At 36.2% G+C, this 20,325-nt stretch carries 16 protein-coding genes; 5 read left to right on the top strand and 11 right to left on the bottom strand.

Annotation, left to right across the window (positions count from 1 at the left end):
* Positions 1–106: 106 nt before the first annotated feature.
* The 3 genes from BLS98_RS04835 (at position 107) to BLS98_RS04825 (ending at position 2,416) form a co-directional block, all read left to right on the top strand.
* Entirely contained in the window at positions 107–952 is an 846-nt protein-coding gene (locus tag BLS98_RS04835) for a helix-turn-helix domain-containing protein (protein WP_228425139.1), read from the top strand.
* A gap of 119 nt (positions 953–1,071) precedes the next feature.
* Positions 1,072–1,701 carry a hypothetical protein gene (locus tag BLS98_RS04830; protein ID WP_089734081.1) on the top strand — a complete coding sequence of 210 codons (630 nt, stop codon included), beginning with the start codon at positions 1,072–1,074 and terminating at the stop codon, positions 1,699–1,701.
* 91 nt (positions 1,702–1,792) lie between these two features.
* Positions 1,793–2,416, top strand: a complete 624-nt coding sequence (locus BLS98_RS04825; protein WP_089734079.1) for a GNAT family N-acetyltransferase — start codon at positions 1,793–1,795, stop codon at positions 2,414–2,416.
* A 77-nt stretch (positions 2,417–2,493) separates the two neighbouring features.
* Here BLS98_RS04825 and BLS98_RS04820 read toward each other — a convergent pair whose 3' ends face one another.
* From BLS98_RS04820 to BLS98_RS04810, 3 genes are all read right to left on the bottom strand, one after another.
* Entirely contained in the window at positions 2,494–3,501 is a 1,008-nt protein-coding gene (locus BLS98_RS04820; RefSeq protein WP_167356167.1) for a T9SS type A sorting domain-containing protein, read from the bottom strand.
* Positions 3,502–3,656: 155 nt separating this feature from the next.
* Positions 3,657–4,571: a helix-turn-helix domain-containing protein gene (locus BLS98_RS04815; RefSeq protein WP_089734075.1), complete on the bottom strand. Its 915-nt coding sequence runs from the start codon at positions 4,569–4,571 to the stop codon at positions 3,657–3,659.
* A gap of 77 nt (positions 4,572–4,648) precedes the next feature.
* Positions 4,649–5,446 carry an SDR family oxidoreductase gene (locus tag BLS98_RS04810; RefSeq protein WP_089734073.1) on the bottom strand — a complete coding sequence of 266 codons (798 nt, stop codon included), beginning with the start codon at positions 5,444–5,446 and terminating at the stop codon, positions 4,649–4,651.
* Between the two features lie 234 nt (positions 5,447–5,680).
* Here BLS98_RS04810 and BLS98_RS04805 point away from each other — a divergent pair, with 234 nt between their 5' ends.
* The gene (locus tag BLS98_RS04805; RefSeq protein WP_089734071.1) at positions 5,681–9,019 is read left to right on the top strand and encodes a DEAD/DEAH box helicase; all 3,339 of its coding nucleotides are present in this window, start codon (positions 5,681–5,683) and stop codon (positions 9,017–9,019) included.
* Positions 9,020–9,289: 270 nt separating this feature from the next.
* On the opposite strand, the gene BLS98_RS04800 is transcribed toward BLS98_RS04805, so the two are convergent.
* From BLS98_RS04800 to BLS98_RS04770, 7 genes are all read right to left on the bottom strand, one after another.
* Complete coding sequence (locus tag BLS98_RS04800; protein WP_089734069.1) at positions 9,290–10,597, bottom strand: T9SS type A sorting domain-containing protein; 1,308 nt, start codon at positions 10,595–10,597, stop codon at positions 9,290–9,292.
* Positions 10,598–10,758: 161 nt separating this feature from the next.
* Positions 10,759–11,643, bottom strand: a complete 885-nt coding sequence (locus BLS98_RS04795) for a leucine-rich repeat domain-containing protein (protein ID WP_089734067.1) — start codon at positions 11,641–11,643, stop codon at positions 10,759–10,761.
* 75 nt (positions 11,644–11,718) lie between these two features.
* Positions 11,719–12,894 carry an acetyl-CoA C-acyltransferase gene (locus BLS98_RS04790; protein ID WP_089734065.1) on the bottom strand — a complete coding sequence of 392 codons (1,176 nt, stop codon included), beginning with the start codon at positions 12,892–12,894 and terminating at the stop codon, positions 11,719–11,721.
* 263 nt (positions 12,895–13,157) lie between these two features.
* Positions 13,158–13,658, bottom strand: coding sequence for an endonuclease V (locus tag BLS98_RS04785; RefSeq protein ID WP_089734063.1), 501 nt, complete (start codon positions 13,656–13,658; stop codon positions 13,158–13,160).
* 84 nt (positions 13,659–13,742) lie between these two features.
* Positions 13,743–14,105, bottom strand: a complete 363-nt coding sequence (locus tag BLS98_RS04780; RefSeq protein ID WP_089734462.1) for a VOC family protein — start codon at positions 14,103–14,105, stop codon at positions 13,743–13,745.
* Between the two features lies 1 nt (position 14,106).
* Positions 14,107–14,550 (bottom strand): GNAT family N-acetyltransferase, encoded by a 444-nt coding sequence (locus tag BLS98_RS04775; protein ID WP_228425137.1) that lies wholly within the window; start codon positions 14,548–14,550, stop codon positions 14,107–14,109.
* 148 nt (positions 14,551–14,698) lie between these two features.
* Positions 14,699–15,739: a M28 family metallopeptidase gene (locus tag BLS98_RS04770; RefSeq protein ID WP_089734061.1), complete on the bottom strand. Its 1,041-nt coding sequence runs from the start codon at positions 15,737–15,739 to the stop codon at positions 14,699–14,701.
* Positions 15,740–15,968: 229 nt separating this feature from the next.
* Between BLS98_RS04770 and BLS98_RS04765 the strand changes: the two genes are divergently transcribed.
* The gene (locus BLS98_RS04765) at positions 15,969–17,108 is read left to right on the top strand and encodes an aminotransferase class I/II-fold pyridoxal phosphate-dependent enzyme (RefSeq protein WP_089734059.1); all 1,140 of its coding nucleotides are present in this window, start codon (positions 15,969–15,971) and stop codon (positions 17,106–17,108) included.
* Between the two features lie 359 nt (positions 17,109–17,467).
* Here the strand turns inward: BLS98_RS04765 and BLS98_RS04760 are convergent, their stop codons facing one another.
* On the bottom strand, positions 17,468–20,194 hold the full coding sequence (locus tag BLS98_RS04760; RefSeq protein WP_089734057.1) for a sodium-translocating pyrophosphatase: 2,727 nt from the start codon (positions 20,192–20,194) through the stop codon (positions 17,468–17,470).
* Between the last annotated feature and the right edge of the window lie 131 nt (positions 20,195–20,325).

Genomic DNA, 20,325 nt, shown 5'->3' with positions numbered 1-20,325 from the left:
CCATTTTAAACAACGCTTTCAAAAAGAAAAATTAACTGCTTACCTTTGATCCCAGGAAACCAATGGCAAAACTATTAACCATTTTATGAAGCCATCCAATTGTATAATGATAGAGATAAAGCCCAACTTTGAAGGATTATGTATTGAAAAATACAATATAAACAGCCTCTCAGAGTTTCATGCAAAAGCAGGAAATCTGAATAAGCTGTTGCTTTGTTTTGTATCCAACGGAACGTTGGATATTCAGATCAATGCTCTTCCTTTTCATATACAGGCTCATTCCATCATGATGCTGTTACCGGATACAGATTTGGGAAATATTTCCAGCAGTACTGATCTTGAATTATCTGTATTTTATATTTCTCTGGACTTCATCAGCACCTATAGCTTTCTGACCGTTCTTCTCGCCAGTGATGAAATCAAGATTAATCCGGTAATGAAGACTGAATCTCCGGCAAGAAAACTCATCTGGTCAACTGGAAAGTTAATTGAGGAGTACAACTCCAAAACCAAGGAGGAAAGCACAGTGGAATCTGTACAATACCTGCTGTATGCACTTTTGGAATTGGTTTCAAAGCTATTTTTACCCATCATCAAGAACAATAGTCTTCTACAGACCAGAAGCCAGGACATCATCGATCATTTTTTTGAACTACTGAATAAACATGGTCATCTGGAAAGAAGTGTATTATTTTATTCTGACCAGTTGCACCTTTCCCCACAGTATTTAAGCAGTTTAATTAAAAAAGAAACCGGAAAGCCTATCAAACAATGGATTAGCTATAGAGTGATAAAACAGGCTGAAGAACTTCTCAAAACCACCTCGTTTTCCATTAAAGAAATCAGTAACCAGTTACAATTTGTAGATTCTTCTCTATTTTGTAGGTATTTCAGGCGTTGTACAGGCATTACGGCCAATACCTACAGAGAAAATTATAGAATAAAAAAGTAAATCTGCTTTAAGAAAATTCATGCATTCACGGCAGTCTTTTTTTAAATTCAATACATCATATCATGTAGGCGAATTAGTTCATTATTTTGTAATTTTGGTCCCTAAAAATAAAGCTAACCATGCTAAGGAAAACAGTATTATTGTCAGCATCATGTTTGTTGTTTATACACTGCAAGAAAGAGGATACTCCCAAAACACCTATTGTACAGGATACCATTACACTTGAAAATTCAAAACCTGTTACATCTAAACTTCAAGATTATTCTCCAGCTGAAACAGTTGAATCATTCATCAAATGGTATAGAGACAATGAAGATAATCTTTCTCATTTCAACACCATAAAAGGCGGTCCTCAGGCTGAAAATGAAACTCCTGCTAATTATGCGATAGATTTTGATCAGGTTGATAAAGAAATATCCTTTCTGAAAAGCAGCAAATTATTATCTGAAAAGTTTCTGGCCACTTACAGGCAAAACTATATGGAAGGTGATGAATATTTCAAAAAGAATCCAGCTAATGATGGCCCACCCCACGGATTTGATTATGATTATTTTTTCAAAACTCAGGATGATTATCAATCGGATTTAAACCATATTGAAGCAATAAAATTTACTGTAAAACCAGTCAATTCTCAGCTATCTTATGTAGAATTCCACCTGAAAAACTGTGGGATGACCTATAAGTATACCCTTGTCAAAAATAATGGAAACCAATGGTTAATTGATTCCATTGAAAACATCAGCAGATAGAAATTTTATTCATTTAAAATTAAAGTCCAGTTTATTCAATACTACTATACTCTATTTTTCATTAAATTAGCTATTCCAAAAAAAATATTTTATGAAGGAGAAATGGATTTCACATCCAACCATTTTAGAAGGAACATATATTGAACTGATTCCTTTGGAAAAAGAACATCTTGAAGAATTATATGCCGCCGCTTTAGATAAAGACCTCTGGGCATTGATTCCTACTGACGGTACCGATAAAACGATATTTTATCAAAACTACGAATTCGCTTTATCAGAAAGGGAAAACGGAAACCAATATCCTTTCGTCATCAGACACAAGGAATCCCAAAAGCTAATTGGTTCTACAAGATTTTTCGAAATTTATCCCTCAGATAAAAAATTAGAAATTGGCTGGACATGGATCACAAAGGATTTTTGGGGAACATCCATTAATTTGGAATGCAAATTACTACTGCTCAACTACTGTTTTGATGTATTAAAAACCAATCGTGTACAGCTGAAAACAAAGGACGATAACTTCAGATCAAGAAAAGCAATCGAAAAAATCGGCGGAGTATTTGAAGGAATCTTACGTAAAGATAAAATTCAGAATGATGGAACCACAAGAAATGCAGCTTATTACAGCATTCTGGATGATGAATGGAATGCAGCAAAACAAAAAATTGAAACATTAATCAGAGAAAAAGAAGCTTCTGCAAAAGAGATTCAATAATAAACATTTGAAAAAATAAAAATCAGGCATAAAAATTAGATCTTTTATGCCTGATTCTCTATCTATCTACAACCTATTTACTTTTTGATTATTTTCTTTGAAACAACAGTTCCGTTCTTCAATGCTCCCTGAAGGATATACACCCCTTTTGAAAGCTTTGAAACATCAATCTTACCAGTGTTTTCAGTTGTTAAAACAGTTTTGCCTTCCGGAGAAGAGATCGTAACCGTTTTAACATCCTCTTTTGAGGCTATTGTAATAAAATCAGTACTTGGGTTTGGATAGACAGAAACCCCTCCTTTTTTGCTATCCAAATCAACCGTTGACAGCACTGCAGTATCAAGATAAGATACCGATTTTGTTACATTCGTATTTCCACTAAATACAGAAGTATTGATAGCAAAGCTAAATACCATCCCATCCGTCTGGCTCACCCACTGATAAGATTCATTGGTAAAAGTAGCAATAATAGGTGCAGGTAAAGCAGAAATGGTTTGTGTAGCAGTTCTCATTCTTTTTATTCTCAATACATTAGAATACGTTCCTCTGGGAGTAATTACGGTGCCATAGCCATCAACCGTAACACTCACCTGTCCTGTTTCATTCGTATTTCCAATAGCTACAGAAACACTGTTGAACTCATAAGTATCATCAAACTGTTGCTGGTAAGTGATCGGAAATTTATACTCAATCAAAGGATTAACATAAGTAACGGTAATATCTCCCAACGCAGGACCAGAATAAGATCCCAACATTGTAGCTTCAGTGTCTGTCATTGCACTAAAATCATGAGAATCAACGCTGGTGAGTGTTGTAATTCTGTTGGCTCCCGGAAACCTGAAACAATTGGATTGTCCCGGGCACACTCTGCTCACATAAGCAACGGGATTAGTTCCTGTATACGCTGAAAAATCCCAGGTAATATTAGCTCCGGCAGCCCCAGCTGTAATAGAAGTCCCACTTACATCCTCAGATTTGAGACTGATTGTACTGTTAACACGGTCAACGCCAGTTCTTGTTATTAATGGCTGACCATAAGCCATTATTCCTACGACGAGGAATAAGATAAAGTTTAATTTTTTCATAATATTTGGATTTAAGGTTGATTGCTTAATGATTTTTATGATGAAAATAAGGAACATCATTCCCTGTAAAATACTTTTATCTATCCAAAGCCTTATTCTTTCTACCAAATGCACTAAAGATAATGCCCAGCCGGTACGGCTGGGCATTATTATGCTTAATTAAATAACTGTCTGTAGCTTAAAGGGGTTTGATCTGTTTTCTTTTTAAATAATTTATTAAAAGACTGTGGATGTTCAAATCCTAATGCATAAGCAACTTCCGATACTGAAAAATTAGTGGCTGTGAGATACTCCTTTGCTTTTTCAATCAGCTTTTCATGAATATGTTGCTGTGCATTCTGTCCTGTGAGATTCCTTAGCATATCACTGAGATAATGCGGTGACAGGTTGAGCTCCGAAGCCAGAAATTCCACAGTAGGAAGTCCGGTTGTCAACGCTTTCTGGTCATTAAAATAATCTGCCAGTACTTTTTCCATCTTAGTCAGAAGATCACTATTCACAGCCTTTCTTGTAATGAACTGTCTTTTATAAAAACGATTGCTGTAATTGAGGAGAACTTCAGTATAGGAAATAATCACATCCTGACTTACTTCATCAATGGCGGTATGCAATTCATTTTTAATACTGTCCAGAAGCCCTTTCATGATCGTCTTTTCCTGATCAGACAAATGAAGAGCTTCATTCGTATCATAAGAAAAGAACCCAAGGCTTTTTATATTTTTTGCCAGAGGATAGTTTCTGATAAAATCCGGATGAATTAAAAGTGTACAGCCACTGTATTCTGCATTCTCTTCTGGGGAAAGTATCTGTCCCGGAGCTGTAAACATCATTCCGCCTTCATTGAAATCATAATATCCTTGTCCATACCCCATTTTTCCGCTTGTAGAATATTTATAGGAAATTTTATAGAAATTAAACATAAAACTTCTTCCCGCCCAATCCTCTTTTATGCTCATCTTTTCATTATCTATAAGACTCACCAATGGATGAAGCGGCCCCGGAAGCTGCAACAAATTGTGTAACTCCGATATCGAGGAAATTTTTATTATATAATTTTCTTTCTTTTCCATATCATAAAGTTATTATTTTTTCATGAAATGCAATGCAAAAAACATTTCAACATACACTGTACAAAACTGATAAACAATTAAATAAGCTGTTTTCCTAATTGTTCTCTAAATAACTCATCCCCTAATTCCAGACGCTGTGCATATAAAGCATTGGCATCTTCACCGGCTACATATCTTAACTGCTTTTTACCATCTGTAGCCGCCTCATAAACTACTGCTGCAATTTGTTCCGGTGTAGAAGCAGCCTCCATCATTCCTTCCATACCGGAATACAGAGAATTAATCATTTCTTCATAGACAGGACTCGTTGCAGAATCCAGAGAACGGCTTACAAAATCCGTTTTAATTCCTCCGGGAGAAACAGTTTTTATATCTACCCCGAATTGATTCAATTCAAAAGCCATGCTTTCACTCCAGCCCTCTAAAGCCCATTTTGTGGCATGATAAATTGAATTCAGAGGAAAAGCCATTAATCCGCCAATGGATGTTGTTGAAATGAACATACCCTCCTTTTTCTCTCTGAAATAAGGAATGAATTCCTGAGTAACACGAATTGTTCCCAGCAAATTAGTATTCAGCTGTCTCACAATCTGTTCATCAGCCAAGGCTTCCAAAGGCCCCAAAAGACCATAGCCTGCATTGTTAAAAACAACATCCACATCCCCAAATTCCAGTGATTGTTTTACGGCAGCCTTTATCTGTTCCGGCTGAGTAACATCCAATGGAAGCACCGTTACATTCTCCAGAGAAGCAAGATCTGATGCTACTTCAGGGTTTCTCATGGTAGCAATAACCTTCCATCCTTTTTGTTGAAATAATTGTGCAGTAGCTTTACCTAATCCTGTAGAAGCTCCTGTTATAAAAATTGTTTTCATTTTTTCTTGTTTAAAATTACAGGACAAAGGTCAGCATCCGAAAAAAGATTAGAGTTGCCAAAACGGACTAACCTGTAGCCAAAATGGACTTTAATAAATGGAATAATATATCAATGCAACAGTCTACCAATTATGAGTCTATTATCTATTAGAATAAAAATATTTATAAGGCTCAAGGCTCTAAACACTCTTTCATTTTGTCGTTTTTTTGTAAGTTTGCTCTGATCAATTTTTATGGCAGAATATATTCTTGAAGACGTCAATATCAGTACACTTTCCGTATATGACTTGTTAAAGCATACCGCAGATAGTTCATTTATTGGAATCACTGATTTTCGTGATGTTTACCCCATTGCCATTGAAAATAATACCGGAATTTTTACAAAAAAATCTTCATTGCAGGATTTTCCTGCTGTTTCCATAAGCCGGATAAATAATTCATTGCTTTGCGGTTGCACTTGTGACAATGCTAAAGCTCAGCTTTGTGTTCATCAGGCAGAAATCATTCATTGTATACTGGAAGAAAAAAATTACCGGATCTTTTTTGATGATATTCTACGTAAAAAAACATTAATATCTAAAGCCAAGGGATATGGTTTAGAAAATGAACCACACCTTGACGAATACTTCCATCTGGAACTGACCGAAGGAAAGCTTGAAATTTCACCCAGAATCAAGGAAATGCTTCCTATGGATGAGCACATATTCCAAAGAGATCTTCTGCCCCAGCTTCCTTCTAAACTGGATGAACTGGCAGCATTGGAAACAGGCAAAAAACAGATATTGGTTATCGGTAAACACCGTTACTATAATCATCTGGTATTTTCTCTCATGGAAGCAGAAATCACACAAACCGGGAAAATAAAAAATCCGGTTACGTACGTAGATGCTATGCAATTGATATGGAAAGCTGAGAAACCTTTGGATATAAAATTCTACACTGCTATCTCTTCTTTTCAAAGCAATTATAATGAAGATTATAATGCTGCTGAATTGGAAGCTTTAAAGCTTATTGTGAAAAATCCTCTCGATCTGGAAGTGTACTATCATGACCGTGAAATCACAGAAACAATCTCTGCAAAGTCATTAACACCTATTAAACTTAACACTTTAGATGCAGAAGTCCAACTCTCTGTATTTAAGAAAGATCCATTCTATGAAATTACCGGAGAATTGCTATTTAATGATTCTTCTGTGCCTTTTAAAAATGTGATTATTCGAAATGAATATTTCGTTTATAACAACAACACTTTCAGCTTCATAGACCATCCTGATATGCTCAGGGTTATCAGATTTTTCAAAGCAAATAATGAAATTTTGCTGATTCATTCTTCAAAATATGAGAGTTTTATGCAGCAAATACTCTCTACACTTGAAGAACGTATTCACATCAATTATAACTATATACAGACTGCAACGAAAGTACAACTTGAAGAAAAGAATTTCCAGACAGAAAGAGTCATTTATCTTCGACAGCAGGAAAATTATATTGGAATTACTCCCGTCATGAAGTACGGTCAGGTAGAAGTTCCGGTATACTCCAGAAAGCAGATTTTCGATACTGATCAGAATGGAAACCCTTTTAAAGTAGAAAGAAATGATGCCGCAGAAGCCCGCTTTACTTCTTTGGTGATGCAACAGCATCCTGACTTTGAAGAACAGATGGATGGCTATCAGTATTTCTATCTGCACAGAGATAAATTCCTTGATGATAACTGGTTTTTGAATGCCTTTGAACTATGGAGAAATGAAGGGATCATCATTTTAGGCTTTAATGAATTAAAAAACAACAAACTGAATCCACACCGTGCAAAAATTAACATTCAGATTACCAGTGGACTGGATTGGTTTAATGCGAAATTAAAAGTAGGTTTTGGCCAAAAAGAAGCTACTTTGAAGCAGCTTCACAGAACAATCCGTAATAAAAGTAAATTCGTACAGCTGGATGATGGAAGTCTGGGCATTCTTCCTGAAGAATGGATGGATAAAATTGCTGCCTATTTTCAAGCCGGAGAAATTGATGAAGAGCTATTAAAGATTCCTAAAATCAACTTTACGGAAATTTCTTCTCTTTTTGAAAAGGAAGTAGTAAGTAGTGAAGTTCAGGATGAAATTACTACATATTCTACTCAGTTTCTAACAGGTCAAAATATTCCTCAGGTCAATATTCCGGCGGAATTAAAGGCTGAATTGAGAGATTATCAGCATGATGGATTAAATTGGCTTAATTTTCTTGATGATTTCAATTTCGGAGGATGTCTTGCTGATGATATGGGATTGGGAAAAACCCTTCAGATCATTGCATTTATCCTTTCTCAAAGGGAAAAACGAGGACATACCACTAATCTTGTAATAGTTCCTACTTCTCTTCTTTTCAACTGGCAGGAAGAGATCAGTAAGTTTGCTCCTTCCATAAGGGTTTTAGTACATTATGGTCCAGACAGACTAAAAACAACAACCCATCTGTCAGATTATGAAGTTGTTTTAACTAGTTATGGGATGTTACTTTCAGATATCCGTTTTCTGAAAACTTTTAATTTCAATTATATTTTTCTTGATGAGTCCCAGACAATTAAGAATCCTAATTCCGAAAGATATAAAGCGGCAAGGCTTCTTCAGGCCAGAAACAGGATTGTTTTAACGGGTACTCCTATTGAGAACAGTACTTTTGACCTTTACAGCCAGCTTTCTTTTGCCTGCCCAGGATTATTAGGCAGCAAGCAGTCTTTCAAAGATATTTATGCAATTCCCATTGATAAATTTGAGTACAGCAAACGGGCAATAGAACTTCAGCAGAAAATAAAACCGTTTATTCTTCGAAGAACAAAAAAACAGGTAGCCAAAGAGCTTCCGGAGAAGACAGAAACGGTTATTTATTGCGAAATGAACACGGAACAGCGTAAGATCTATGATGCTTATGAAAAAGAGCTTCGTGAGTTCATTGCAGCCAATGATGACGATGATCTTAACAAAAACAGCATACACGTTCTTACAGGCCTTACGAGGCTCAGACAGATCTGTAACTCTCCTGTACTGATTAAAGAAGGATATTCCGGGGAACATGCGGTTAAAATTGAAATTCTGATGGAGCAGATCCTTGGAAAATCAAAAGACCATAAAATCCTTGTATTCTCTCAATTTGTTGGAATGCTCGACCTATTAAAACCAGAACTGGAACGTCACGGAATTCCTTTCGAATATCTTACCGGACAAACCAAAGACAGAGGAAAGAAAGTATCTAATTTCCAGGAAAATGAAGAGATACGAGTATTTTTAATAAGTTTAAAGGCAGGTGGTGTCGGGCTTAATCTTACCCAAGCCGATTATATTTACCTGATTGATCCATGGTGGAATCCTGCTACTGAAAACCAAGCCATTGACCGAAGTTATCGCATAGGACAGACTAAAAATGTGATTGCTGTCCGGATGATCTGTTCCAATACAGTGGAAGAGAAAATCCTTACGCTCCAGAAAAAGAAGACTCTTTTGGCTCAAAATCTTCTTAAAACAGATGGCTCCAAGTTTCAAGGGCTTTCAAAACAGGATTTGCTGGATATTTTGGAGAAGAAGTAGATACATATCGAAAAAAATAAACCATTAAATATTGTAAGGGGATAAGAATAATTAAGCAAATAGCAAAGCTCTTTATATAAGCTATTATCTTTGATGAAACTCCACTTTCCTTACAATTTTCATCTTTCTTAATGGCTTAAAATCAATTTATTTCCTACTCATATTTACACATACAATACATTAACTATCAATCTTATACAAAACAAAACCGACAGATAGAATCTGCCGGTAAAAAACAAAAATTGATATGGATATGATTAGATATGTGTTTTATTTTTTAATAACCTTTTGGGTGGTTATTTTTTTGTCTTTGGTCTGTATTTTAATCAGATAAGTCCCTGGAATCAAGCGGCTCATATTGACAGTATCAGAGTTTCCTTCCGAAAGTTTTTGTCCAGAAATATTATAAACTTCATACTTCTCCAACCCTTCTTTCATTCTGATTGTTACATTTCCTGAGGTTGGATTAGGATATATTTTCACTTCAATAGATTTATCCTTAGAAACTTCAGTAGTGGCAAGACTTTCCGGCTGTATATTGATTGTATAATCTTCTGCCTGACCAATGAACCAGCCCGCAGGACATGGCAGATTCTCAAGCGTTCCCATCCATGAGCTGGATTCATACGCTTTTACCAACCTGAAACGCGTATTTCCCAATAATGCATTAGCAGGAATAGTAATGGTTTCGGAAGTAACACCAGATTCATGACCGGAAACCGGATTTGAATTATCCAAATACCCCAGATTAAACTTTTCATCAGCATCAAACTGATTATTATGATTAAAATCGATATAAGCATAAGCAGAAACCGTTGTTTGTCCATGAGTTCCTCCTGTTACCGTGATTGGATATCCATTTCCACGGCTGACATTAAAAACGGAACCTGTAAAGTCTTCTATAACCGCAGAGCTTCCACCAATCGAACTCTCATTTTCAAGTCCAGCAAATTCCACCTTAGTTATTTCGCTCACTGTAAGGCTTGTTACCCCTTCAGATCCACAATATGGGAAAGGGAAATTATTGGTGTTGCTTCCCTGAATATTTACTGTATAATCTTCAGTTTGGCCTGCTCTTAATCCTGAGTTACACGCTGAAGAAATGGAATTTTGAGCATTAGGATCCGAATAAGCCGCTACATTTGTATTTTTAAGAACCCTCATTCTCTTACTGCCACCGGAAACATTGGCAGGAATCATAATATTGCTGTCAATAGTAAAAGCATTGGCAGGATTAGCAGCTTCCAGCCTCCCTATAAAAAAGTTCTCTCCTGCATCATCAAAACTGCCATTTCCATTAAAATCAATATAAACCATTACATCACTGGGAAAAGTACTTGATGGACCTTTTATTGATATTGGATATGTATTTCCAGCAGCCAGATCAGTGGATAATGAAGTAAAGTCTTCATATTCCTGAGCAGTTGATGAATTGGTTGATGATGGATTATTGATACTCCCAAAGGAGACATTGCTTATCATATTACTTCCTGCACCATACTGAAAAGTTGGAGTGCAATATTGAGCTTTGCTAAGCCCACATAATAGGATAATGGAAAGAGTAGTTATTTTTTTCATAGAGTTCTTCATTTTTATTGAGACAAATTTATATTTATTTAGAATCAATAAAAATAAGAACGTAATGATATTTATCAGTTTAAAGATATTTACCTTAATAACATTGAGAAATAAACAATAAAAATAAAGTTAATTATATAATTATCAATATGTTTGAATCATTAGTGATGCTGAATGATTTTTCTGGATTCTTGCTTATATTCTTCATATTTTTTGGTGTAAGCCTCTAATTTCTTATTGGCATCAGCCTGATTAAGCTTTATTCTACCCTCTCCTTTTCCCAATAAACTTACATATCCCTGATCTGTATAATCTATATTGACGTATAAAGGCCATGAAGTTTCATTTTCAAATCCTTTTATCAGTTCAGGCCTGGCAACGTCTAAAAAGGCATATTCCGGCGTATCTAATGTTCCTCTTGGTATTCTTATCTCTAAGAGTTTTTCCAGCCTTAAAACAGCTTTAAAAGCTGGAAACGGAGCTTTAAGGGTAAAAGACATAAGGCTGAGAATCTCTAGTTCCGGAAGTTCCTCCAAAAATGTAAAGTCTTCAATAGGTTGTTTCCAGTCTAATGTTCCGCTAATATGAAGATATTTAAGATTTTTAATTCCTCTTAAGCCATCAAAGCTGGAAACCTTCCTAAGATTTTCAAGGTGCAATGCTTTCAGTTTTGGAAGATTTCGCAACGGAGACAGATCTGAAAAACCGGAAACATATTCCAGTGAGACCTCTTCTAAATCTATCATAGAACTGACAAACTCGACATCTTTAGCACGAAAAGATTTTATTCTTAACCTTTTAAGACTCTTCAATTCATTCATTGCTTGAACCTGCTCCAGACTAGGCTGATCCAGATTTAATTCTTCAAGATTGGGGTATTCGAAGATCCGTTTCCAGTTTTGATGATGCTTACTTATGGTTAAAACCCGAACCAATCCAGGATCAGGCATCTCTTTATCCACAGAATGAGACTGCGTATGATGAGTGGGAATCATTTTCCAATAATGATCTATTTTTCCTAATAATCCTTCACTTTCCTGTTTCATACCTGATATTTCTTATGGATGTAAATAATGCCCAAGATCCTTTGAATCCTCTTTTTGCTGTATAAAAATAGGTATTTAATTCAGATTTTCAATAAGAACAGCCGAAGCTCCACCGCCACCATTACAAATTGCGGCAATGCCATACTTTCCTCCTTCCTGACGCAATACATTTACTAATGTTGCCATAATCCTTGCCCCGGAAGCTCCGATCGGATGTCCCATTGCTACAGCGCCACCATACACATTTACTTTGTCCAGATCATAGCCAAGGATCTGCTGATTGGATAGAATTACAGAAGAATAGGCTTCATTGATTTCAAAATAATCAATATCAGAAAGGCTAAGTTCTGTACTTTTCAATATTTTTTGAATGGCAACTGAGGGAGAAGTTGTAAACCATTCCGGAGATTGAGCGGCATCGGCATACGCTATAATTCTAGCCAATGGCTTAAGATCATACTTCTGTAAAGCTTCTGAAGAACCCAATAATAATGCTGCTGCCCCATCATTCAGGTTGCTTGAATTGGCTGCAGTGAGCATACCATCATTTTCAAAAGCCGGTTTAAGCAAGGAAATCTTTTCAGGAATAAGCTTATCAATATCTTCATCTCTTTCTATAACAACAGTTCCTTTCTTTCCTTCTATTGAAATACTGAACAGTTCAGCATTGAATTTGTTTCCAGCCGCTGCTTCCTGAGCTCTTTGATAGGAGATTAAAGCATAATCATCCAGTTCCTGCCTTGTCAAACCATATTTTTTAACACCTAACTCAGCAGCACTTCCCATGTGAAAATTGTGATACACATCCCAAAGACCATCTTTAATCAAACCATCCGTAAATGTTGTATCTCCCAATTTCTGACCTTTCCGTAGATAATTATAGTGAGGTACGTTGCTCATACTTTCCATTCCGCCTGTCATCACAAGATCTTCCAACCCTAGCTGGATCTGCTGCGCTCCGATCATTGCTGCCTTCATTCCAGAAGCGCACACCTTGTTGACCGTTGTAGCATCTTTATCTACAGGTATTTTTGAAAAAATAGCTGCCTGCCTTGCCGGCGACTGTCCTACTCCCGCACTTAATACATTTCCCATGTATACGCTGTCTATATTTTCCGGGGAAACCAATGCACTTTCATAGGTTTTCTGTATAACCATAGCTCCCAGCTGAGGCGCTGTAAACCCTGATAAACTTCCCATAAAACCACCAATAGGAGTTCTTTTTGCTGCAATAATGAATGCTTCTTTCATAGTTTTGTTTATTTTTAAAAAAATACCAATCGGTATATTGAAGAGTAAAAAATTTGCTCTTTCTTACTATACAAATATAACAAAATATACTGATCGGTATATTTAATAATCAAAAAAAGATGAAACTACCTTAAATGTCTCATCCTTTGAAAACTTTTGTAAGCTTGGGTAATGAAATATAGTGAAGAATTTTAATTACAGAGATTCTTCGCTGCTCTCAGAATGACAAATGCTTATTTTGACATTTAAGTTAGTATCATTTCTTATTCTCTGCTTAGCTGATCCAGCTTTTTCAGCAAGGTAGGAATTCTGAAAGGGCCATGCATTTGCTCTACACTTGCCTTCACATGATCTACATCTATTCCTTTCGCTGTTACAAAGAGTGGTGTTTTACTGTCACCACGCAGCACATTCCTTCTTTGGGAATCTGGTGTTGTAAATTCATTTTTAGCAATACCTACCACGGGATATTTTTCCTGTAAAGCTTCATAAAGATGTCCTCCCAGTCCTATTTTCCCTTCATTATCGAGAGTAACATAGCCATCAACAATGATGATATCTTCTTCTCTTACTACTATTTTATTCAGTAAGCTTAGAATACATGGTAACTCTCTTTTGTAAAAAGCACCACTTTCATACGCTGAACTGATAGAAATCTGCTCTGTAAAAATTTCAACTTCCCGATCGGAGGCCCAGTCTTCAAATGCAATACATACGGTATTGGCATAGTCTTCATAATAGTAAGTATCAAATGCGTAAATCATTTTGTTCTAATTATACAGCCAAGATAAGCCATCTATTGATAGTAAGCAAAAAGTCTATAAAAACTCATTGATAAAATTTTCAGATCAAAAAAACTCGCCAAAATGCCATAAAATCCCTGATGGATCATGTACAAAACACTCTTTTCCCCAATGCATGGTTCTTATAGGAATTAGTTTTACATTTTCATATTTATCTGTAAGTTCTAAAGTCAAAAGTTCTTTCCAGAATTCATCTGTATTGGCAACTTCCATGAAAATCATGGTATTATCAACCCAATCTTTTGCATAATAATCCTGAAGATAAAAGCCTATTTCTTCTCTTATAAACAGTGATAGTTTAGATTCAAGGATAACTTCTTCAAATCCAAGATCTTTATAAAAGTTTCTGCTTATCTCAAAGTTTATTGCTCCAATGAAAGGTCTGATAGATTTCAGTTGTGGTCTCATACTATCTGTTTTTCCAATTTTCATAGGTCATTTCAAACTTGATCTCGTTTTTTCCATGGACTCCAATTTCTTTCCAACCTGATTTTCTATAAAAAGTTTCAGCTCTTGTCTGCGGCGAAGTTCCAAGCCAAACGTTCTCTTTTGTCTGTTCAAAATACCAATTGAGCATGGTATTATGAAGTTCTCTTCCCACTTTTCTGTTTTCAAAATCAGGATGCACAAATAGTGCCCAGATATTATTCTCTTGAAGATCAACAATCGAAAAACCAACCAGCTGTCCGTCTGTTTCACCTACCCAGCCTTTTCCTCTTTCAAACATAAATAGTTCACAATCTCTATCCGTAACCAGACCTGGGTCTGATAGGGTATTTTCTTTCACTGAGTTTCTTATGATCTGAATTTGCGGAATATCTTCCTGTACAGCTTCACGGATTATTATATTCATTAAATAAATTAACTATTAAATACTACAAAGGTGCAAAAACATGTTTATCCCATCATTTTTAAGAAATAATAGCTCTCTTAAAAATCTGAATACATGAAAATTTGCACCTCTGTATGACTGGTTAACCCGGCTTAAAAACCAGTGATCATTATTTTTTGTCTACTACAATTCTTTCTGCTCTGTTGGCAATATCCCAGGCAGTAGTGAAGACCAGCTGAGTCCTTTTTTGCAATAGATTATAGTCTATTTTGTCCGGGTCATCCGTTGATTTGTGGTAATCTTCATGAATTCCATCAAAGAAAAATGCTACCGGAACATTGTTTTTAGCAAAGTTATAGTGGTCTGAGCGGTAATATAACTGCTGAGGATCATTAAGATCATCATATTTATAGTTCAGCTCAAGGTTGTTGGTCTTTTTGTTAGCAGCCTCATTAATAACTTTAAGCTCGGAGCTTAACATATCTGAACCTATCACATACACATATTGTTTTCCTCTGTTGTCCGGATCATCACGTCCGATCATATCAATATTAAGGTCAACAACGGTATTTGCTAATGGAAAAACAGGATTATCTGTATAGTATTCTGAGCCGAACAAACCATGTTCTTCTCCTGTTACATGAAGAAACAGAACAGATCTTTTAGGACCTTTCCCTGCTTTTTTAGCTTCCTGAAAAGCTTTAGCCATTTCCATCACCGCAACTGTTCCACTTCCATCATCATCAGCACCATTATATACTACTCCATTTTTTGTTCCCACATGGTCATAATGTGCAGAAACTACTACAATTTCTTCAGGTTTTTCGCTTCCTTCAATGAAAGCCAGAATATTTTCAGAGTCCGGAAGATTACCACCCCCTCTTTTTTTCATAAAATCCGAAGGAACTTTCTGATAATAAGAGCCTAATGCCTTTGGATAAGAAACCCCAATATTTTTATAATAGTTAACAATATACTCTCCCGCTTTTTTCTGCCCTTTGCTTCCTGTATCACGTCCTTCCATCTCATCTGAGGCAATAACATACAGGTTTTTCTTTAAGTCCTCTGCCTTAATCATCTTGTAAGCATCAGAAAACGCTTTATCATGTTTTACTGCTACAGGATTTGTGGATACCCCATCAGCAACCTGTGCCGTTCCGCAACTCGTCATCAAAGCAAGAGCAAATAACGGAATAAGTAGTTTTTTCATACTGAATAATTTTCTTAAAAATAATAATTTTTATTGAATCTGGAATATACGAAAGAAGATCCGCAAAGTAATTTCTAACCTACAGTCTTAGGGGAATTTCACAATATACCACCAAATCTCAACCTAGAATAAAGAATACATACAGAATACAAAGAAATATTATCACATTTTGAAAAATAAATTCAATACAATATCATTTTTTATTATTTTTGACTGAAATACAAAATAGATGAAAGAAATTCAAGGGTTTACTCATTATTCCTTTTTTACAGAAATGTCTGAATTAGCTACTAAGCATGGAAGCTTTGATCTTTCGCTGGGTTTGCCGGATTTTGACATTGATGAACGCCTGAAATTCTTTTTAAAAGAAGCTGCAGATTTCGATACTCATCATTATGAACCGCTTGCCGGAAACCCTTTACTCATCGAAAATATTATTCATTTTAACAGCAAACGGAAAAACAGTATTTCTTTAAGTGCTAATGAAATCTCTATAGTACCATGTGCAACCTTTGCTTTATATACCGCTCTTAAATCTATTTTAAATCAAGGAGATGAAGTTATCATAATTCAACCTTCCTATTATACTTACGCTCCTTCAGTTGTGATGAATGGAGGCATTCCTGTTTATTATGATCTTGAATGTGACTTCGTTATAAACTGGACTCAATTTAAAACCTGTATCTCTGAAAAGACCAAAGCAATCATCATCAATTCTCCACAAAACCCAACCGGAAAAATATGGAAACAGAATGATTGGAAGCAATTGTACGAATTGATAAGCCACCGGGAAATCTATTTAATTTCAGAAGAGATCTACGATACCTATTGTTTTGATGAAGCTGAACATTACAGTTCATTTATCCATCCTGAACTTAGAAACAAAACATTCTGTATTTTTTCATTCGGGAAAATGTTTCATACTTCAGGGTGGAAAGTAAGCTATATGCTCGCTTCTGAAGAACTAACCGCTTTATTCAGAAGTCATCAGCAATACATCTCCTATAGTGCCAACGCTCCGGCTCAATATGCTCTGGCAAAGTACCTGGAAGTATTTGATCCATTAGAAAACAAAGCCATAATGCAAAGAAAACGGGACATTTTTAATCTGTTGCTTAAAGAAACGCCTCTTTACGTTGAGCAAGAGGCTGAAGGCAGTGTTTTTCAGATTGTTAATTTCAGAAACATTTCCAAGACCATGACGGATGTAGAGTTTTCAAAATGGCTGACTATTGATAAAAAGGTGGCTTGCCTACCACTTTCGGCCTTTTATAATTCCAGACAGAATTCAGATTATATCCGGTTCAGCTTTGCAAAAAAAGATGAAGTGATTATTCAGGCATTGGAGTATCTGAGAAAGAATCTATAACGACAATACGCTTTTACTTACTGGTTGGACATCGCAAAGGCGCAAAGGATTTTAAATAGTGCTGCTTTTAAGGCGCAAGAAAATCAAAGATTTTTAGCTAAGATAACATTACGATTTGCAACGAATACACTAGTAAAACTCTAATACTTAATTTTAACGATATAATTATAGAGAAAATAATTATCTATTCGTGCATTAGTGGCAATAAATAAGCACATTCAATTTTATCGCAGATAAAATCTTTGCGCCTTAAAAATATGATTTCGATATTTCAAGCTCTTTGCACCTTTGCGTCACTCCAACAAACATACAAAAAAGCACCGCCAATGCGATGCTTTAGTATGATTTATTACTATTGATTAAAGAGCAAGAACTCTCACATCAATTCTTCTGTTTTTGGCTTTACATTCATCTGTATCGTTGGCTTCACAAATTGGATGCTGCGAACCATACCCTTCTGCTTCTATCCTATCCGCTGATATCCCCAACTCCAACAGTTTCAGTTTTGCAGTCTGGGCTCTAAGGTTGGATAACTTCTGATTGCTTTCTTCATTACCACTATTATCTGTATATCCTCCTAATTTTACTTTCAGATCAGGATATGCATTTAAAATTTCTGCAATATTATTCAACTGCAGCTCATAACCTGTTTTAAAATCACTTGATCCTGTTTCAAAATAAAGATTTTCAATGGTATACCATTTATTAGGATCCAAAATAGCCTTATCTTTTTGATTAACGGCATTATAAAGCTGATATAATTGACTGGTTTCACCTAATTCTATTGTTTTTCCTCCTTTCAGTTTTACTTTTAGCAGGTTTCCGGTTTCATACACAAAGTCTCCGCTTTCATTAAGATGACCTTTCACTTCACCAGGAACAATTGGAGTCTTAAGATCTGATGATGTTGAAACAGCGCCTGAAATACCTGTTAAGCTTTCTATCTTCGCTTTTCTGTTTGCTTCAATTTTATCCTTATGTATTACTGCTAAAGTAGGTGCAATCACCAATGAAACAATTGACATCAGCTTAATCAGGATATTCATTGATGGTCCGGAAGTATCTTTAAACGGATCTCCTACCGTATCTCCTGTTACAGAAGCTTTATGGGGTTCTGACCCTTTATAATATGTTTGGCCATTGATATCAACTCCTTTTTCAAATGATTTTTTTGCATTATCCCAAGCTCCACCAGCATTGTTCTGGAACATTCCCATCAATACTCCACATACGGTAGCTCCAGCAAGGAAACCTCCTAATACTTCAGGGCCAAAAATAAACCCGATCAGTAAAGGTGAAATAATGGCAATAGCTCCTGGTAACATCATTTTTCGAATGGATGCATCAGTAGAAATCGCAACGCACTTTTCATATTCAGGCTGCGCTTTTCCTTCTAAGATCCCAGGAATTTCACGGAACTGTCTTCTTACTTCTTCTACCATCGCCATGGCTGCTTGGCCAACAGCTGTGATGGCTAATGAAGAGAATATAAACGGAATCATTCCACCAACAAAAAGACCTGCCAGAACATCGGCTCTGTAAATATCAATACCATCAATGCCCGCAATCCCCACAAAGGCTGCAAACAATGCCAGAGCAGTTAATGCTGCTGAAGCAATCGCAAATCCTTTTCCTGTAGCTGCGGTTGTATTTCCTACCGCATCCAGAATATCTGTTCTTTCACGAACTTCTTTAGGAAGCTCGCTCATTTCAGCAATACCTCCTGCGTTATCTGCAATCGGGCCAAAGGCATCAATAGCTAACTGCATTGCTGTAGTGGCCATCATTCCGGCAGCGGCAATCGCAACTCCGTATAATCCGGCACATAGATAAGATCCGTAAATACCTCCCGCCAATACAATAATCGGAAGTAATGTTGATTCCATTCCAACGGAAAGTCCGCCGATAATATTAGTAGCATGTCCGGTTGAAGACTGTCTCACAATACTTGAAACCGGTCTTTTCCCCATTGCTGTATAATATTCAGTGATAATACTCATCAGAGTTCCTACAACCAATCCTACCATTATAGCCCCGAATACTCCCATTTTTGTAAACTCATGGCCTCTTAAGACCATTTTTTCAGGAAGAAGATAAGTAACCAGGAAATAAGAAGCGATGGCTGTTATCACAATACTTCCCCAGTTTCCTAAGTTCAATGCATTTTGTACGCTGGAAGTGGATGAACCTTCATTATCATTAATTTTCACAAATAAAGTGCCTATCATTGAAAAGATAATCCCTGTTCCTGCAATCAGCATCGGTAAAAGAATGGGTGCAAAACCTCCGAATGCATCATCAGACATTGTTTCTCTCCCCAGCACCATTGTTGCCAATACAGTAGCTACATAAGACCCGAAAAGATCGGCACCCATTCCTGCAACATCACCTACATTGTCACCCACATTATCTGCAATAGTTGCTGGATTTCGTGGATCATCTTCCGGTATTCCGGCTTCTACTTTTCCTACCAAGTCAGCTCCAACGTCTGCTGCTTTTGTATAAATACCACCACCTACTCTTGCGAAAAGAGCAATGGATTCAGCACCAAGAGAAAAGCCAGTAAGAATTTCTATGGTTGTTTCCATTTCATGGGAATCTACTGTGGCTTCCGGTGCAAAAATTTGTTTAATAATTAAAAACAAAGCTCCTAACCCTAATACGGCAAGTCCTGCTACTCCCATTCCCATTACAGAACCTCCTGTAAAAGAAACTTTAAGAGCTTTGGATAATGATGTTCTTGCTGCTTCTGCCGTTCTTACATTGGCTTTGGTTGCAATTTTCATCCCTATAAAACCAGCTGTAGCAGAAAAAATAGCGCCTACCGCAAAGGCAAGTCCTATACTCCAGTGTGAGTTGGCATTACTTGATCCCATTACTGCCAAAAGAATGGCCACAACGACGACAAAATAGGTTAAGATTTTATATTCGGCCTTTAAGAAGGCCATGGCACCATCAGCAATATGTCCGCTGATTATTTTCATTTTTTCATTTCCCGCATTCTGTTTACTTACCCAGTTGCTCTGAAGAAATGTATAAAGCAAAGCTACGACACCAAAAATTGGCACTAACATAAATAGATCCATAGTTTAATATTTTTTTGGTAATAGAAAATTAAATATAATAAATAATTACCATCAAAGCATTAAAAAAATCATGGACTTGTTATTTCACGTTAAAAGAATCTTAAATATCAATAACAATTCTTCTGAAAATT

Origin of the sequence: Chryseobacterium jejuense (genome assembly GCF_900100075.1) — a bacterium.
In the GTDB taxonomy this organism is placed as follows: domain Bacteria; phylum Bacteroidota; class Bacteroidia; order Flavobacteriales; family Weeksellaceae; genus Chryseobacterium; species Chryseobacterium jejuense.
Note: the sequence above shows the minus strand (reverse complement) of the source record. Positions and strands in the feature narration are given on the sequence as shown.

Bases quoted from the DNA above. Each gene is read 5' to 3' on its own strand.
- BLS98_RS04835 (WP_228425139.1), top strand. From the start codon at position 107: ATGATAGAGATAAAGCCCAACTTTGAAGGATTATGTATTGAAAAATAC.
- BLS98_RS04830 (WP_089734081.1), top strand. From the start codon at position 1,072: ATGCTAAGGAAAACAGTATTATTGTCAGCATCATGTTTGTTGTTTATA.
- BLS98_RS04825 (WP_089734079.1), top strand. From the start codon at position 1,793: ATGAAGGAGAAATGGATTTCACATCCAACCATTTTAGAAGGAACATAT.
- BLS98_RS04820 (WP_167356167.1), bottom strand. From the start codon at position 3,501: ATGAAAAAATTAAACTTTATCTTATTCCTCGTCGTAGGAATAATGGCT.
- BLS98_RS04815 (WP_089734075.1), bottom strand. From the start codon at position 4,571: ATGGAAAAGAAAGAAAATTATATAATAAAAATTTCCTCGATATCGGAG.
- BLS98_RS04810 (WP_089734073.1), bottom strand. From the start codon at position 5,446: ATGAAAACAATTTTTATAACAGGAGCTTCTACAGGATTAGGTAAAGCT.
- BLS98_RS04805 (WP_089734071.1), top strand. From the start codon at position 5,681: ATGGCAGAATATATTCTTGAAGACGTCAATATCAGTACACTTTCCGTA.
- BLS98_RS04800 (WP_089734069.1), bottom strand. From the start codon at position 10,597: ATGAAAAAAATAACTACTCTTTCCATTATCCTATTATGTGGGCTTAGC.
- BLS98_RS04795 (WP_089734067.1), bottom strand. From the start codon at position 11,643: ATGAAACAGGAAAGTGAAGGATTATTAGGAAAAATAGATCATTATTGG.
- BLS98_RS04790 (WP_089734065.1), bottom strand. From the start codon at position 12,894: ATGAAAGAAGCATTCATTATTGCAGCAAAAAGAACTCCTATTGGTGGT.
- BLS98_RS04785 (WP_089734063.1), bottom strand. From the start codon at position 13,658: ATGATTTACGCATTTGATACTTACTATTATGAAGACTATGCCAATACC.
- BLS98_RS04780 (WP_089734462.1), bottom strand. From the start codon at position 14,105: ATGAGACCACAACTGAAATCTATCAGACCTTTCATTGGAGCAATAAAC.
- BLS98_RS04775 (WP_228425137.1), bottom strand. From the start codon at position 14,550: ATGAATATAATAATCCGTGAAGCTGTACAGGAAGATATTCCGCAAATT.
- BLS98_RS04770 (WP_089734061.1), bottom strand. From the start codon at position 15,739: ATGAAAAAACTACTTATTCCGTTATTTGCTCTTGCTTTGATGACGAGT.
- BLS98_RS04765 (WP_089734059.1), top strand. From the start codon at position 15,969: ATGAAAGAAATTCAAGGGTTTACTCATTATTCCTTTTTTACAGAAATG.
- BLS98_RS04760 (WP_089734057.1), bottom strand. From the start codon at position 20,194: ATGGATCTATTTATGTTAGTGCCAATTTTTGGTGTCGTAGCTTTGCTT.